The sequence below is a fragment of the Francisella sciaenopsi genome, assembly GCF_045862875.1.
In the GTDB taxonomy this organism is placed as follows: Bacteria; Pseudomonadota; Gammaproteobacteria; order Francisellales; family Francisellaceae; genus Francisella; species Francisella sciaenopsi.
On sequence record NZ_BTHG01000002.1, the window covers coordinates 177,711 to 195,110 of the forward strand.

Below are 17,400 nucleotides of genomic sequence, written 5' to 3' on the forward strand. Positions count from 1 at the left end.
AAAATCTTAGGGATGTTTTTGATGTCTTACTCATACGCTGAGAAAAAAAGAATTCGCAAAGAGTTTGGGGTTCTTCCTCATATCTTAGATGTACCATATTTACTTTCCATTCAAACAGAGTCGTACAAAAAGTTTTTAAATGCAAATGATGCAAAAGGTAGACTTCACTCTGGTCTTGAATTAGTGCTTAAGCAATCATTTCCAGTTGAAAGTAAAAATGGTCAATATGAACTTCACTATGTTGATTATCAAGTTGGTGAGCCCACTTTTGATGAAACAGAGTGTCAAGTGCGCGGTGCTACATACGATGCGCCATTAAATGTGAAGTTGAGATTGGTTGTATATAATAAAGAGGCTCTTCCTAATGAGAAAGTCGTAGAAGATATTAGAGAAGAATATGTTTATATGGGCGATATTCCTCTTATGACGACTAATGGTACTTTTATAATTAATGGTACAGAAAGAGTGGTTGTTTCACAATTACATAGATCTCCAGGTGTGTTCTTTAGTAAGGATGATTCAGAGGAAGGAGCATTTTCGGCACGTATTATTCCATATAGAGGCTCATGGCTTGATTTTGAGTTTGACTCAAAGGGTGTTGTGTGGGCTAGAATTGACAGAAAAAGAAAGTTTTGCGCTACAGTAATTTTAAAGGCTCTTGGATATACGCAAGAAGAAATATTAAATAAATTCTCTGATAGTAAGACAATTAGTTTTAATAATAAAGGCTTTGCACTTAAGCTTGATGATCTTTCTGGTATGAAAGGTGAAGTGCTTAAGTTTGACATTATTGATGAAAAAGACAATACAATTATAAAGAAAAACAAAAAATTAACATCTAGAGATATTAAGAGGATTAAAGATGCAGGCGTTGACTCTGTAGCTATTGATTTTGATTTAGTTAGCACTCTTAGAGTGGCAAAAGATATCGTTAATGAGGCTACAGGTGAAGTAATAGCTTATGCTAATGACGATGTTACAGAAAATTTGTTAGAATCATGTGTAGAAGTTGGCATGCTTGAATTAGAAGTTATTGATTTTATAACTACTGAAAGAGGTAGGTACATATCAGATACTCTTAAATATGATCTTACTAAAAATACAGATGAAGCACTTGTAGAAATATATAAAGTTCTTAGACCAGGCGATCCTCCAGCTGCAGCTTCTGTGAAAGCTCTTTTTGAGGGACTATTCTTTATCGAAAGTAGATATAGCTTATCTGATATTGGTAGAATGAAGCTAAATGCAAGATTAGGTTCTGATAAGGTATCTGGAGATATTTACACTCTAGAAAATAGTGATATTGTAGGTGTTATCGAAGAGCTTATTAATATCCGCGATGGCAAAGGCAAAGTCGATGATATCGATCATCTAGGTAATAGACGTGTGCGTTCTGTTGGAGAAATGGTTGAGAATCAATTTAGAATAGGTCTTTATCGTGTAGAGAAAGGTATTCGTGAAAGTATGTCTCTAGTTCATAAAGATAAGCTTATGCCTAAAGATATTGTGAACTCTAAGCCAATTACAGCAGCAATTAAAGAATTCTTTACATCTGGTGCGTTATCACAGTTTATGGATCAAGATAATCCTCTATCTGAAGTAACTCACAAGAGAAGAATCTCAGCACTGGGTCCAGGTGGCTTATCACGTGATAGAGCTGGTTTTGAGGTTCGTGACGTTCACGCAACTCACTATGGTAGATTATGTCCTATTGAGACTCCAGAAGGTCCAAATATTGGTCTGATTAACTCATTGGCAAGTTATGCACGAGTTAATGATTATGGCTTTTTAGAAGCACCATATAGAAAAGTAGTTAATGGTAAAGTGACTAATGAAATTGAGTACTTATCAGCTATCGATGAAGATCATTATGTGATTGCACAAGCATCAACTAAACTTGATAAAAATAATCACTTCGTAGAAGATCTTATTCAGTGTCGTTCAGGTGGTGAAGCAATATTTACTGAGTCAAGTAGAGTTCAGTATATGGATGTCTCTGCTAAGCAGATGGTATCAGCAGCTGCAGCATTAATACCATTTTTAGAGCATGATGATGCTAACAGGGTATTGATGGGTGCAAACATGCAACGTCAAGCGGTACCAACTCTTAAATCTGAAAAACCTCTGGTTGGTACTGGTATGGAAAAGATTGTTGCAAGAGACTCTGGTAACTGTATTATTGCAAGAAATGCTGGTGAGATAGCAGAAGTTGATTCTAATAGAATAGTTGTTAAAGTTGATACTGAAAAATCTCAAACAAGTAAGTTAGTTGATATTTACAGCTTGACTAAGTTTAAACGCTCAAACAAAAATACTTGTATCAATCAGCGTCCAATAGTTAATGTTGGAGATAAGATTGAGGCTGGTGATATTTTGGCTGACGGTTTTGCAACTGATTTTGGTGAGTTATCACTTGGTCATAACCTTATGGTCGCTTTCATGCCATGGAATGGTTATAACTTTGAAGATTCAATTTTACTTTCTGAAAGAATAGTAAAAGATGACAAATATACTAGTATCCATATTGAAGAGTTCACATGTGTAGCTCGTGATACTAAGTTAGGTCCTGAAGAAGTAACGGCAGATATTCCAAATGTCAGTGAGTCAAGTCTTGCTAAGCTTGATGAGTCAGGTATTGTTCACATAGGTGCGAATGTTGAGGCTGGTGATATTCTTGTCGCTAAGATTACGCCAAAAGCTGAGCAACAGTTAACTCCTGAAGAAAGACTTCTAAGAGCAATTTTTAATGAAAAAGCATCAAATGTTGCTGATAGTTCATTAAGAATGCCTAGCGGTACTTCAGGAACTGTAATCAATGTTCAGGTCTTTGAGAATGATAAAGGTGGTAAGAGCAAAAGAGCTCTTAAAATTGAGAAAGAACTAATTGATAAGGCACGTAAAGATTTCGATGAAGAATTTGCTGTAATTGAATCTGTAGTTAAATCATCAATCGAGACAGATGTGGTTGGCGCTAAGATACAAAAAGCAAAAGGACTTAAGAAAGGCGCTGTTCTTACAAAAGAATTTTTAGCAACGTTACCTTTTTCTAAGTGGTTAGAAATCTCTTTTGAAGATGAAAAACTTGAGCAAAAAGTACAGAATGCTAGAGAGTACTATGAAGAAGCAAAAATAGCTGTAGATGCTAGATTTGAAGCTAAGAAAAAATCTATCACACAAAGCAATGAGCTATCTCCTGGTGTACTTAAAACTGTTAAGGTTTTTGTTGCGATTAAAAAACGTATTCAGCCAGGTGATAAAATGGCTGGACGTCATGGTAACAAAGGTGTTGTTTCAAGAGTACTACCAATTGAGGATATGCCATATATGGAAGATGGTACTCCAGTAGATGTCTGTTTGAATCCGCTAGGTATTCCTTCGCGTATGAATATCGGTCAGATTCTTGAGGCTCACTTAGGATTAGCGTCTTATGGCTTAGGTAAGAAAATAGATCAAACTCTAGAAAAAACAAGAAAAGCAGCAGAGTTAAGAAAAACTTTAGAAGAAGTCTACAACAGTGTTGGTGATAAAAAAGTTGATCTTAAAGCTTTAAATGACGAAGAAATACTGAATCTTTGCGAAAATCTAAAAGGGGGAGTGCCAATTGCAACTCCTGTATTTGATGGTGCAAAAGAGGAAGATATTAAGTCTCTACTAAAAATAGGTGGTTTCGCTACAAATGGTCAGATGAAACTATTTGATGGTCGTACTGGTAAGCCATTTGATAGACATGTAACTGTTGGTTATATGTATATGCTTAAGTTAGACCACTTGGTAGATGATAAAATGCATGCTAGATCAACAGGATCTTATAGCCTAGTTACGCAGCAACCGTTAGGTGGTAAAGCGCAATTTGGTGGTCAAAGATTCGGTGAGATGGAAGTTTGGGCGTTACAAGCATATGGTGCTGCTTATACTCTAAGAGAGATGTTAACGGTTAAGTCGGATGATATAACTGGTAGATCTAAGATGTATAAGAATATAGTTGATGGTAAGTTAACTATGAATGTAGATGTTCCAGAATCCTTCAATGTTTTAAGAAATGAAGTTAGAGCATTGGGTATAGATATGGATTTTGACTACTCATCTGAGGAAGAATAAGCATCTTAATTTAAAGCTACTTATTTTTTGTTATTTAAAATAAAAGTATAGGAGAATTACCTGTGAATAACGGTATCCTACATCAAAATTACAATAGTAAAAAGTTTGATATTATTAAAATATCTTTAGCATCTCCAGAGGTCATTCGTTCATGGTCTCATGGTGAAGTTAAAAAACCAGAAACTATAAATTATAGAACATTTAAGCCTGAGAGAGATGGTTTATTCTGTGCTAAAATCTTTGGTCCAATAAAAGATTATGAATGCTTGTGTGGTAAGTATAAAAGACTTAAGCATCGTGGCGTAGTATGTGAGCGTTGTGGTGTTGAGGTAGAACAAGCTAAAGTACGTAGAGAAAGAATGGGTCATATAGATTTAGTATGCCCAGTGGTACATATATGGTATCTAAAATCTCTGCCTTCTAGAATAGGTCTATTCCTTGATATGCCTCTTAAAAATGTAGAAAAAGTTCTATATTTTGAGTCATATATTGTTACTGATCCAGGAATGACGCCTCTAGAGAAAAAACAGCTTCTTACTGATGATGAGTATGCTGAAGCTTTAGAGAACTATGGCTATGAGTTTGAAGCATCTATGGGTGCAGAAGCAATCAGAGACTTATTGGCAGATACAGATCTTGAAACTGAGATTGAGTCACTACAAGCTGAATATGAAGAGAGTAAATCTACAGCTAAAAAAGAGAAAGCCATTAAGAGATTAAGACTACTTGAAACTTTCCAAGCATCTGGCAATAAACCTGAGTGGATGGTAATGACTGTATTACCAGTTTTACCACCGGATTTAAGACCATTAGTTCCAATTGAGGGTGGTAGATTTGCAACATCTGATCTTAATGATTTATATCGTAGAGTAATTAATAGAAACAATAGACTTAAAAAACTATTAGATCTAAATGCTCCTGATATTATCGTTAGAAATGAGAAGAGAATGTTGCAGGAAGCTGTAGATGCGTTACTAGATAATGGTAGACGTGGTAGGGCTGTAACAGGTTCAAATAAGCGTCCGCTTAAATCTCTTGCAGATATGATAAAAGGTAAGCAGGGTCGTTTCCGTCAAAACCTACTTGGTAAACGTGTAGATTATTCTGGTCGTTCTGTAATTACAGTTGGCCCATCATTAAGATTACATGAGTGCGGTTTACCTAAAAAGATGGCATTAGAGCTATTTAAGCCTTTTGTATACTCTAAGTTAAGATTAGGTGGTTATGCAACAACCATCAAACAAGCTAAGAGAATGGTTGAGCTTGAAGAAGCTGTTGTATGGGACATTTTAGAAGTTGTTATTAATGAGCATCCAGTGTTACTAAACCGTGCTCCAACACTTCATAGACTTGGTATTCAAGCATTTGAACCTAAGCTAATCGAAGGTAAGGCTATACAGTTGCACCCTTTAGTTTGTGCAGCATTTAATGCCGATTTCGATGGTGACCAAATGGCTGTTCATGTACCTTTAACTGTTGAGTCGCAATTAGAAGCTAGAGTATTAATGATGTCTACAAATAACATCTTATCTCCAGCATCTGGTCAGCCAATTATTACTCCTACTCAGGATATTGTATTGGGTCTATACTATATCACTAGAGAGAAAGAGGGTGCTCGAGGTGAGGGTAAACTATTTTCAAACTATGATGATGTTAGTAGAGCATATAACTCTGGCACTATCGATATTCATGCTAAAATTAAACTTAGAATAGATAGACAAGTTTTTGATACTAAAGGCAATACTTACAACGAGAAAGGTGTTATTAATACTACTGTAGGTAGAGCATTGCTTTTAAACATATTGCCTGAAGGTTTGTCATTCTCGCTATTAAATAAAGTGCTTGTTAAGAAAGAAATTTCTAAAATAATTAACCAAGCATTCAGAGTGTTAGGTGGCAAGGCAACTGTAGTTTTAGCTGATAAACTGATGTATGCAGGTTTTAAATATTCGACATTATCAGGTGTTTCTGTAGGTGTTGATGATATGACGATACCTGAAATTAAAGAAGCTAAGGTAGAAGAAGCAGAAAAAGAAATTAAGCATATTACAGAACAGTATCAGTCATCATTAATTACAGAGAATGAAAGATACAACAATATTATCAATATTTGGAGCAAAGCTTCTGATGAGGTTGGTGCTTTGATGATGGATGCGATTTCAAAAGATACTGTGATGGTAAATGGTGAGAATAAAGAAATTGAATCATTTAACTCTGTATATATGATGGCAAAATCAGGTGCGAGGGGTTCTTATAACCAGATGAGACAGCTTGCAGGTATGCGTGGTCTAATGGCTAAACCAGATGGGACGATGATTGAAACTGCTATTACGGCAAACTTTAGAGAAGGCTTGTCAGTATTGCAGTACTTTACATCTACTCACGGTGCTCGTAAAGGTCTAGCAGATACAGCATTGAAGACAGCTAATGCTGGTTACCTAACTCGTAGACTTGTAGATGTTGCTCAAGATTTAGTTGTTATCGAAGAAGATTGTGGCACTGATGATGGTTTAATGTTCTCAGCTATTGTTGAAGATGGTGAAGTTAAAGTTCCTCTAGTTGAGAGAGCTTTAGGTAGAACGTTAGCTGCTGATGTTGTGACTGAAAAGGGAGTTGTTCTATTAGAAGCTGGTACTCTACTTGATGAAAATCTTGTTGAGATACTTGATGATAATGGAATTGACATGATTAAAGTTAGATCACCTATAGTATGTAAAACTCGTAGAGGTTTATGTGCTAAGTGTTATGGTCGTGACCTTGCTCGTGAAAGAAAAGTCAATGTCGGTGAGTCTGTTGGTGTAATTGCTGCTCAGTCAATTGGTGAGCCAGGTACACAGCTTACGATGAGAACATTCCATACTGGTGGTGCGGCATCATTAGGTATTACAGTGTCTGATATTAAAGTTAAAACTGCTGGTAAGATTAAGTTCAAAAACATCAGAACAGTTACGAATAAAGATGGTCAAAACATAGTAATATCTAGAGCTGGTGAAATCATAGTTTCTGATACTATGGGTCGTGTCAGAGAGCAACATAAAATCCCTATGGGTGCAGTTGTTCCTTTGGCAAGTGGTAAGGGTGTTGAGATTGGTGATGTTATAGCTACTTGGGATCCTCATGCTCAGCCGCTAATTACAGATGTTGCTGGTAAAGTTGTTTTGGAAGATGTTATTGATGGTATTACATCAAAACATACATATGATGATTTAACTGGTCAGCAAACTATTGAGATAACTTCAATATCTCAAAGAACAACATCTAAGAATCTAAAACCAGTTGTTAAAGTTGTTGATGAAAAAGGTAATGAGCTTAAATCAATTTCATTAGCGGTAGGTGCTGTATTGAACGTTACTGATGATTCAGTATTAGAGATTGGTGATGTTGTTGCTAAGATTCCTTTAGAAGGTTCTAAGAATAAAGATATTACAGGAGGTCTTCCTCGAGTTGCTGAACTTTTTGAAGCTAGACGTCCAAAAGATGCTGCAATATTATCACCTTGTGATGGTATGGTTAGATTGGGCAATAGAGATACTAAAGAAAAGCAAAGGATAGAAATCTTGGATAAGAGTGGTCATATTGCTGAAGAGATACTATTGCCTAAATCTAGACATCTAGTAGTTTTTGATGGTGAGCAGGTATCTAAAGGTGATGTTTTAGCGGATGGTCCTACTGATCCACATGATCTTCTTAAGTACAAAGGTTTAGAAGCGTTTGCTGACTATATCTTGATTGAAGCTCAGTCTGTATATCGTATGCAAGGTGTTGTAATTAACGATAAGCATATTGAAACGATCGTTAGACAGATGTTAAGAAAAGCAACAATTCTTGATGAAGGTGATAGTAAGTTTGTCAAAGATGAAAGTATTGAGTTAGTAAGAATACTTGAAGAAAATGATAGACTAGCTAAGGAAGATAAAAGATTAGTTGAGTATGAGCTTACACTGATGGGTATCACTAGATCATCGTTATCTACGGAGTCATTCTTGTCTGCGGCATCATTCCAAGAGACAACTAGAGTATTAACTGAGGCTTCAATACATTCTCAAGTTGATCAGCTAAGAGGACTTAAAGAAAACGTTCTTATTGGTAGGTTAATACCTACAGGTACGGGTTTAGCGGTTAGAAAAGAGTCTAATAAGATTGAGAAGATGAGAGAAGAGCTAGGTGTAGAAGATAATATGTTGTTTACAGCATCATCATTTAACACTGAAGATACTGTATTTGAGAAGCAGATTGAAAAAGAAGATAAAGATATTAATGATGATATTGAAGAATCATTAAGGAATGCTTTGGAATCTTTAGATTTCTAGTAATTATTTATATCAAGGTATTACATATTTATAAATGTAATACCAAAGAATTTTCTAAAATATCCTTTAAATTAAGTTTTATAATTTCAAAAAAATTAACTATAATATTGTCAGTATATTTATTTAAGAATGTAGCTAATGTTTAGTACAATTAAAAAACTATTTTGGCAAATCCTATTTGGTTTAGCAATTATTGTAATTGTGTTTTTATCTATATTGAATACCGGTAATGTTAGTTTTGACTATATATTTGGTAGTGCAACGTTACCTCTTATGGTACTTTTATCTATAACCTTTGTTATTGGCTTGGTTGTGGGTTCATTTATAACTAAGTTCATTCAGATTACAAAGACAAATGGTGGCGCTGGGGCGGCTAAGAAATAATGCTTGTTCTAGGTATAGAAAGCTCCTGTGATGAAACGGGTTTGGCTATTTATGATTATTCATCTAAAACTCTTATTGCAGATGCATTATATAGTCAGATAGGATTGCATAAGAAATATGGAGGTGTGGTTCCAGAACTTGCCTCTCGTGAACATATTGTAAAACTAAATGTACTAACCAAAGAATTGCTGGGTAATGCTAATCTTAATTTTAATGACTTAAGCTGTATCGCCTATACAGCTATGCCTGGATTGGTTGGTGCATTAATGGTAGGAGCAACTTTTGCTAAAACATTAGGGTTGATACATAATATTGATACAGTAGCTGTACATCATCTTGAAGGACACTTATTATCTCCTCTTTTAGATAAAAGTAGTGATATAGAATATCCATTTGTTGCGTTATTGGTATCCGGTGGCCATACTCAATTGTTCGAAGTGAGAGAGCTTGGTGAGTACTATTTGTTGGGTGAGTCTATTGATGATGCTGCCGGAGAAGCATTTGATAAAACAGCTAAACTTTTGGGAATGTCATATCCTGGTGGAGTCGAGGTGGCTAATCTTGCTGATAAAGCTACAGATAAAAAAAAGTATGATCTACCTAGACCAATGAAAAATAAGCCTAACTTAGATTTTAGTTTTAGCGGTCTAAAGACGGCTGTATTGAATACTTGGTATAGTGAAGCAGATCAGTCAGATGAAAATAAAGCGAATTTATGTTATGCATTTCAAGATGCGGCTATAGATGTTTTAATATCAAAGTGTGAAAAAGCCTTGCAGAAGACAGAAAACAGAAGATTGGTTATATCTGGAGGGGTTAGTGCGAATAAATTACTGCGCTCTAGGTTAGATATACTGTCGAAGAAAAAAGGCTATGAGATATTTTTCCCTCCGATGAAATACTGTACAGATAATGGCGCAATGATTGCTCTTGCTGGTGCTTATAGATATATCAATGGTTTTAAAGATTCTAATTTAGAAATCAATGTTAAAGCAAGAGCTCAAATTTAAGCCTACTATAAATAACTATCAAAAAAATCAGATACATGATATCATAATGTCGTAGTTAATTTCTCGTATCCACATCAAGTGGATTAAATTCAAAAAAAGGTTAAAGGTTCTAAATGAATAATAATGAAATAATACATCAAACCATCGAAAAAGAAGGTAGTATAGTTTGGAAAAGTATCTTCGGATTATTACTTCTTCCGTTAGTTACAATTATTGCTGTACCGTGGTATGCGATGACTTATGGCTTCTCAACTTCAGACTATGTTTGTTTAATTGTTTTCTATGCACTTACAGGTGTTGGTATCACAATGGGCTATCATAGACTTTGGTCACATAAAACTTATAAAGCTAATAAGATAGTAAGTTATGCTCTTATGGTTTTTGGGACAGCAGCTTTACAGAATAGTATAATTCAGTGGGCTTCAGATCATAGAAAGCACCATAAAGATGTTGATGATCCTGTAAAAGATCCGTATGCAGCTACAAAAGGTTTTTATTTTTCACATTTTGGTTGGTTATTTAGACATAGTAGTCCTGATGTCCAAGAAATTAGAGGAGTTAATGATCTTCTAAAAGATAAGGCTGTGGTGTTCCAACATAATCATTATACTGTGTTAGCTATTTTAGCATGTTTTGGATTGCCTACATTAATAGGATTCATATTTGGATTCTTAACAGGCGGTACGTTAACAGCAGCTTGGCAGAGTGCTTTAGGTTTTCTAATTTTAGGTGGGTTACTTAGAGTTGTTTTAGTTCATCATGCGACTTTTTGTATTAACTCTTTAGCGCATACTATTGGTAAAAGACCATACTCTACAAAAAATACAGCGAGAGATAGTTGGATAACAGCTATAGTGACTGGTGGAGAAGGTTATCATAACTATCATCATGCTTTTGCTGGTGATTATAGAAATGGTATCAGATGGTTTGATCTTGATCCATCAAAATGGTTTATTGCAGGGTTAGCAAAGATAGGTTGGTGTTATGATCTTAAAACTACGCCTAAGCATTTGGTTGAAATTGCAAAAGCGAAGGTTAAGTTGGATGAAGCTCTAACTAAAAAAAATAAGACATTTGACTTGGGCATTGAAGAGCTATATGCTAAGTTGGTTGCTAATGTGAAAAGTATGTATAGTGCTAAGCAAGAATATCTAAAAGCGAAGAAAGAAAATGTACTATCTAAAGCTGATATAAAAGAGATAAAATCTAAATATAAAGATTTGAAAATCGAATTTATTCAAGCGAAGAAAAAATATAACAAAGCTAGTACTATGGCATAGTCTAATAAATATTTCTTAAGCTTTCTCTTTTAAAACTTTCTCTGTAGCCTCTTTTAAGCATAAGTTTAAAAGCTATGCACTAAAAATTGATAAATTAGTTACTAAACTTGTTCTTATCTATATGATATCTTAAAGTAATATTTGACTAAGTAGCTTATATTCTAGGTTTACTAGATTTTGTGGTTAGCCTTTTACTATTTGTTATTTTTAGCTATGGATATTGTTTTAAAAGGTTGTCTATAAATAAAACTTCAATAGTCATGGTCTCCTAATCCAGAAGCCTTATGAGAACCTCTAAAAGTTTATGTTGACAGTCTCTAGTAAAGTTAATTATATATTCCAAATATAAGTCTTTTTTTACCGTTTTGTATTTTCTATTAGATTGAAAAATAGATACTAGAAAAGTAAGAGTTCAGTAGTATATCTAGACTTATCTAATTATTCAACAATATCTAGCTATATATTTTTAATCAAAAGCTTACTGTTACCTCGAAAAGTATAGAGTCATATTCTTGTGATAAATTCTAATAATATATATGCTAGATTTTATTGAAATACAGAGAAGATATAAAATATAAAGAAGAAATCAGATTTTCGAAGCAGATTTAAGACTATCAGCCTTATCTATTTTTTCCCAAGTAAACTCTGGTAACTCGCGACCAAAATGACCATAGTTAGATGTTTTACGATAAATAGGTCTAAGTAGATCAAGATTTTCGATAATCTTACCAACTCTAAGATCAAAAGTTTCTGCAACTAGTTGCTCAATTTTGCTATCAGCAATCTTACCTGTACCAAAAGTGTTGACCATTAAAGAAACAGGCTTTGCTACGCCAATCGCATAAGCAATTTGAACTTCACATTTATCAGCTAGTCCAGCAGCAACAACATTCTTAGCAATATATCTACCCATGTATGCACCAGAGCGATCAACTTTTGATGGATCTTTTCCAGAGAATGCACCACCACCATGATGAGCAGCCCCACCATAAGTATCAACAATAATTTTTCTACCTGTAAGACCACAATCTCCTTGAGGACCACCTATTAAGAATACACCTGTTGGATTAATGTGATACTTTGTATCTTTTGTAATTAGTTCAGCAGGGATTACTTCTTTTACAATCTCTTCGATAACAGCATCGTGTAAATCTTTTTGTGATATTGATTCACTATGTTGAGTAGATAAAACAATTGTATCAATAAACTTAGGTTTATCATTTTCATATGCTAAAGTTACTTGAGCTTTTGCATCTGGTCTTAACCATGCAAGTTTACCTGATTTTCTATGCTCAGCTTGTTTTCTCATTAGTAGGTGAGAATAGTAAATTGCAGAAGGCATCAAAGTTGGTGTTTCATTGGTAGCAAAACCAAACATTAATCCTTGATCACCTGCACCAAGATCTTCTAGTGAGCCACGATCAACACCTTGGGCAATGTCACTGGATTGTTTACCAATAGCATTAATTACAGAACAAGTCCTGCCATCAATACCTTTATTTGCATTATCATATCCAGTTTCAACGATTACTTTTCTAACTAACTCTTCAATATCAATCCAAGCAGAAGTTGTAATTTCTCCAGCGACTAGTGCCATACCAGTTTTTACTAAAGTTTCACACGCAACACGAGCGTTTTTATCTTGTTTTAAAATTTCATCTAAGATTGCGTCTGATATTTGATCAGCTAGTTTATCTGGATGTCCTTCTGAAACTGACTCAGATGTGAATAAATAATTTTTTGACATTCTGTTCTCCCTTTTAGTTTTGCTAAAAGGTCTCTAGAAAAATTTGAATAAAAATTTAGTAGAAACGCTTTAGCTTATTATTTAGTGTCGCAAGCAAGTTGTTTGTTAAATTCAGCGACTTCGGGTATTATATATTATGTTTATATGAAGTCAACTATTGACATTTTAGTTAAGAGACTTTAAAGTATTGCTATTAAATTTTTGCATAATTTTTGCTAGGTTTATGGCTGCTAAGCTTAGCTAATAAATTTTAATAATTAAAAAATTAAAATATAAAACCGGAGAATAAATAAATGGTAGTAATTCGTATGGCACGTGGTGGTGCTAAAAAGCGTCCTTTTTATAGAATCGTAGTTGCTGATAAAAGAAGCCCAAGAGATGGTAGATTTATTGAGAAATTAGGTTTCTTTAATCCTTTGGCTAAAGGTGGTGAAGAAAGATTAAAGCTTGATGTAGCTAAAGCTGAAGCTTGGCTTGCTAAAGGTGCTCAACCTTCAGATAGAGTAGCTAGTTTAATCAAAGAAGCTAAAAAAGTTGCTTAATTCATACTTATAGAATCAAATTACTTTTCTTTTTATGTCGCAAAATTTTATAGAAATAGCTAAAGTTGGTGCTACATATAAGCTTGATGGCGAGCTTAACTTATATCCTTTAGCAAGTTCAATAGAAACACTTTTGAGTTATGGCGACTGGTATATCCAGTTACCAGCTAATAGTGTTTGGCAACCACTTAAAGATGAGAGTGTCTTAAGACGAGCAGATAAACTGTATATCAAGCTTGCTAGTGTTAATGATGCAGAAACCGCAAAGAAATATGTTAACTCTCTAATTGGAGTGCCAAAAGAAGCATTACCAAAAGTTGGTAACGACGAAGCTTACTTTACAGATTTAATTGGATGTACTGTCGTTAATACTACGAATGATTCATTTGGTAAAGTAGTTGGCATTATCGAGACTGGTGCTAATGAAGTCTTAGTTTGCAAGAAAGATTCTGATGAATATCTTATTCCTTATGCTAAGCAATATATTCTTAGTGAAGATCTTAATTCAAAAAAAATCGTTGTTGATTGGGAATACGATTATTAATCTAATCAATCATTTAATGCAGTGATAGTGCACTGTTATGTCAGTTATTTATGATAGACTAATGATCTTGTTACTACAAAAAAACTTTAAATTGTTCAAATATTTGTTTTTGTTTATTTTAATAACTACAATTAGATTTGGTTATTTAACTTCTAAAGAAATTTGTGAAAAATGAAATTTGGTATAATATCTATATTTCCTGAGATGTTTAGGGCAATAAATGATTTTGGAATTACTGCTAGAGCGATAAAAGACTCTAAGGTATCTATAAAATGCTTTAACCCTCGAGATTATACAACTGATAAACATGCAACTGTAGATGATACTAGTTTTGGTGGTGGAGCTGGTATGGTTATGAAGTATGAACCATTATCACAGGCAATCAAAGATGCAAAAAGTACTTTAGGTTATAATTCAAAAGTAGTATACTTGTCACCTCAGGGTGGTGTATTTAATCATAAGAAGGCTCTTGAGCTTTTGCAAAATGATTCGCTGATACTGCTTTGTGGTAGATATGAAGGGGTTGATGAGCGCCTGATACAAGATCATGTCGATGAGGAAATCTCTGTGGGTGATTTTGTATTAAGTGGTGGTGAGCTCCCTGCTATGCTAGTTATGGATAGTCTAATAAGACTATTGCCAGAGGTGTTGGGCAATAAGGATTCTATGATTGAGGATTCTTTTTATGACGGTCTTTTAGACTACCCACACTATACAAAACCAGCTGTTTTGCCTGATGGTAACTCAGTACCTAGTGTTTTGTTATCTGGTAATCATAAGGAAATAGCAAAATGGAGGCGTAAACAGAAGTTGATAAGGACTTATGAGCGTCGTAAAGATTTAATCGAGTGCCTATGCCTATCTGAAGAAGATAAGCAAATTATAAATGATTATAAAATGGATATGGTAAGCACAAAAGGAGAAAATAATGAAAAATAAATTTGTTGAATTAGTAGAAAAGTCACAAATCAGAACAGATCTTCCAGAATTTAATCCAGGTGACTCAATCACTGTTAACCTATGGATTAGAGAAGGTGATAAGCAAAGAATCCAGGCTTTTAAAGGTTTTGTTCTTAGAAAAAGAAACAGAGGTCTTCACTCTGCTTTCACAGTAAGAAAAATGTCTTCAGGTATGGGTGTAGAAAGAACTTTCCAAACTCACTCACCTCTAATTGACAGTATCACTGTTGAGAAGAGAGCAGATGTACGTAGAGCTAAGCTATACTACATGAGAGGTCTTACTGGTAAGGCTGCTAGAATTAAAGAAAAAGTATAACTCTAGGAAAATCAAAAAGTGTCTACAGCTGTTGATGCTTTTCTTGATAATCTTTGGCTTGAGCATGGCTTAAGTCAAAACACTATTTCATCTTATCGTACAGATCTAAAGTTTTTACAAAATTATTTCTCGCAAGCAGAATTAATTAATCTTGATTTTGAGCAGTTATATGCTTTTATATCTTATCGTTCTAAGAATGGCTATAGTAGTCGATCTAATGCACGTATGATATCTACATTACGTAAATTCTATAACTGGCTTATATCGACAGGTCAAGTTACTACTAATCCTACTACAAAATTAACCTTGCCGAAGTTAGCTAAAAAGTTGCCTAAAGATATGACAGAGACTGATGTCGAAAGACTACTTCAAGCTCCTGACTTAACAGATGATATTGGTATTCGTGATAAAGCAATGCTAGAGCTTATGTATGCTACCGGTTTGAGAGTTAGTGAGTTAATTGGTCTAAATATTCATGATATTGATTTGAATATTGGGGTAATACAAGTAATGGGTAAAGGCTCAAAAGAGAGAATTGTACCCATTGGGGAATATGCGCTTGAATATTTACACAAGTATTTTGAAGAGTCGCGCGAGTCTTTAGCTAAGAATTTTAAAGAGAAAGCTGTCTTCATTAGCAAACATTCAAAGAGAATAACTCGTCAATCTTTTTGGCATCGTATTAAGAGCTATGCACTTATTGCAGGCATAAACACAGATATATCTCCACATACTTTAAGACATGCTTTTGCAACACATTTGCTCAATCATGGTGCTGATCTTAGATCGGTTCAATTGTTGTTAGGTCATAGTAATGTGTCAACAACAACTATTTACACACATATATCCCAAAATCGCTTACAAGAAATATACCAAAAACATCATCCAAGAGGTTAAAATTATTAGAGCTAGCGTTATTTGCTTAACTTAGAAGGTATATTTAAAAGTGATATTAAAACTTAAAACTATAGTAAAAGCTAAACCAGGAAAAAGGTTTTATTTATTGCACAGATATTCTCGTAAAAAATTATCTAATCCTCTAGTTTTATTAATATTTTTAATAACTTCAATTGTGGCTTTGATACTTGGTTTAATTATGCTATTTACTCCAGGGCCAGGATTGTTTTTTATAGGGTTAGCCCTATTGCCATTTATTGCAATAAGTAAAAAACTTGCAAGATTACTTGATAAGTTAGAGATATACTTGCGTGAAAAAATCAAAAAGAAGAAATTTTAGAAGTTAATGTGAGTAAGTTTTCCTATTTAAGATATCATCAAATTAATGAAACATAAAAGTATTATTGATATAATTGAGGCAGTCCTTGAATTGTTTCCCTCTAAAAAAATGGAGTAAAAATGAATATCCGTAGCGTTGATTATTATGCAGATAATGCAGCTGAAGAGTTTACAAAGTCTTTGAAAGAAACTGGTTTTGCGGTTTTAAAGACTCATCCCATTGACTGGAATCTTATCCAAACTGTTTATAATGAGTGGCAAGATTTTTTAAAGTCAGGTGATGCTGATAAATACTTATTTGATGTTGAAAATCAAGATGGATATTTTCCAAAAGATGTTTCTGAGGTTGCAAAGGGTGAAACAGTAAAAGACATTAAGCACTTCTATCATTTATATTTTCCTAATGGTCGTTACCCTAAGGAAGTGAGTAATGCAGCTAGAGAAATGTTTGAAAAAATGATGAAGCTTGGCGAGACACTTCTTGAATGGATAGATGAGCATATGGATCCAGCTGTTGCTAGTAAGCTACCACAACGATTAAGAGATACTGTTTCTTATGAGAGTACGTTGTTAAGAATATTACATTATCCTGCTATGAAAGGTGATGAAGAGCCAGGCGCAGTAAGAGCTGCAGCTCATGAAGATATCAACTTAATTACATTGTTGCCAATAGCTTCTTCACCAGGTTTACAAGTTTTATCGCCAGTAACTAATCAATGGTATGATGTGCCATGTGATAGTGAGTCTCTAGTTATAAATATCGGTGACATGCTTCAAGAAATGACTAATGGTGAGTATATTGCAACTAAGCATAGAGTTGTAAAGCCAGAAGGTGAAATAGAGAATCTTGATCGAGTTTCAACACCTTGCTTTATACATCCTAAGCCAGAAGTATATCTATCTGAGAAATATCCTCAAGCTGGGATATTTCTAGAAGAAAGATTAAAAGAATTAGGTCTGAAATAAACTTATA

13 protein-coding genes are annotated in these 17,400 nt (G+C 34.2%); 12 read left to right on the forward strand and 1 reads right to left on the reverse strand.

Annotated elements, in window-relative coordinates; all coding sequences use genetic code 11:
• The first annotated feature begins 21 nt into the window (after positions 1-21).
• From rpoB to ACKTR7_RS03400, 5 genes are all read left to right on the forward strand, one after another.
• Complete coding sequence (rpoB, locus tag ACKTR7_RS03380) at positions 22-4,098, forward strand: DNA-directed RNA polymerase subunit beta (protein ID WP_407877011.1); 4,077 nt, start codon at positions 22-24, stop codon at positions 4,096-4,098.
• 62 nt (positions 4,099-4,160) lie between these two features.
• On the forward strand, positions 4,161-8,408 hold the full coding sequence (gene rpoC, locus ACKTR7_RS03385; RefSeq protein ID WP_407877012.1) for a DNA-directed RNA polymerase subunit beta': 4,248 nt from the start codon (positions 4,161-4,163) through the stop codon (positions 8,406-8,408).
• A gap of 138 nt (positions 8,409-8,546) precedes the next feature.
• Complete coding sequence (locus ACKTR7_RS03390) at positions 8,547-8,792, forward strand: lipopolysaccharide assembly protein LapA domain-containing protein (RefSeq protein ID WP_407877013.1); 246 nt, start codon at positions 8,547-8,549, stop codon at positions 8,790-8,792.
• Entirely contained in the window at positions 8,792-9,802 is a 1,011-nt protein-coding gene (gene tsaD / locus ACKTR7_RS03395) for a tRNA (adenosine(37)-N6)-threonylcarbamoyltransferase complex transferase subunit TsaD (RefSeq protein ID WP_407877014.1), read from the forward strand. Before ACKTR7_RS03390 ends, tsaD begins: the two co-directional genes overlap by 1 nt.
• A gap of 113 nt (positions 9,803-9,915) precedes the next feature.
• Positions 9,916-11,082: an acyl-CoA desaturase gene (locus ACKTR7_RS03400; RefSeq protein WP_407877015.1), complete on the forward strand. Its 1,167-nt coding sequence runs from the start codon at positions 9,916-9,918 to the stop codon at positions 11,080-11,082.
• Between the two features lie 586 nt (positions 11,083-11,668).
• Here ACKTR7_RS03400 and metK read toward each other — a convergent pair.
• Positions 11,669-12,829, reverse strand: coding sequence for a methionine adenosyltransferase (gene metK, locus ACKTR7_RS03405; RefSeq protein ID WP_407877016.1), 1,161 nt, complete (start codon positions 12,827-12,829; stop codon positions 11,669-11,671).
• A gap of 293 nt (positions 12,830-13,122) precedes the next feature.
• On the opposite strand from metK, the gene rpsP reads away from it, so the two are divergent.
• From rpsP to ACKTR7_RS03440, 7 genes are all read left to right on the forward strand, one after another.
• On the forward strand, positions 13,123-13,371 hold the full coding sequence (rpsP, locus tag ACKTR7_RS03410) for a 30S ribosomal protein S16 (RefSeq protein ID WP_004287066.1): 249 nt from the start codon (positions 13,123-13,125) through the stop codon (positions 13,369-13,371).
• A 34-nt stretch (positions 13,372-13,405) separates the two neighbouring features.
• A complete protein-coding gene (gene rimM, locus ACKTR7_RS03415) occupies positions 13,406-13,915 on the forward strand; it encodes a ribosome maturation factor RimM (RefSeq protein ID WP_407877017.1) in 510 nt (169 codons plus the stop codon).
• Positions 13,916-14,086: 171 nt separating this feature from the next.
• Positions 14,087-14,854 carry a tRNA (guanosine(37)-N1)-methyltransferase TrmD gene (trmD, locus tag ACKTR7_RS03420; RefSeq protein ID WP_407877018.1) on the forward strand — a complete coding sequence of 256 codons (768 nt, stop codon included), beginning with the start codon at positions 14,087-14,089 and terminating at the stop codon, positions 14,852-14,854.
• The gene (gene rplS, locus ACKTR7_RS03425; RefSeq protein ID WP_013922421.1) at positions 14,844-15,191 is read left to right on the forward strand and encodes a 50S ribosomal protein L19; all 348 of its coding nucleotides are present in this window, start codon (positions 14,844-14,846) and stop codon (positions 15,189-15,191) included. The genes trmD and rplS overlap by 11 nt, the downstream gene beginning before the upstream one ends.
• Positions 15,192-15,209: 18 nt before the next feature.
• Entirely contained in the window at positions 15,210-16,088 is an 879-nt protein-coding gene (gene xerD, locus ACKTR7_RS03430; RefSeq protein WP_407877019.1) for a site-specific tyrosine recombinase XerD, read from the forward strand.
• A 49-nt stretch (positions 16,089-16,137) separates the two neighbouring features.
• Positions 16,138-16,428 carry a hypothetical protein gene (locus ACKTR7_RS03435; RefSeq protein WP_407877020.1) on the forward strand — a complete coding sequence of 97 codons (291 nt, stop codon included), beginning with the start codon at positions 16,138-16,140 and terminating at the stop codon, positions 16,426-16,428.
• Positions 16,429-16,547: 119 nt separating this feature from the next.
• Positions 16,548-17,393, forward strand: a complete 846-nt coding sequence (locus tag ACKTR7_RS03440; RefSeq protein WP_407877021.1) for a 2OG-Fe(II) oxygenase family protein — start codon at positions 16,548-16,550, stop codon at positions 17,391-17,393.
• The last annotated feature ends 7 nt before the right edge of the window (positions 17,394-17,400 follow it).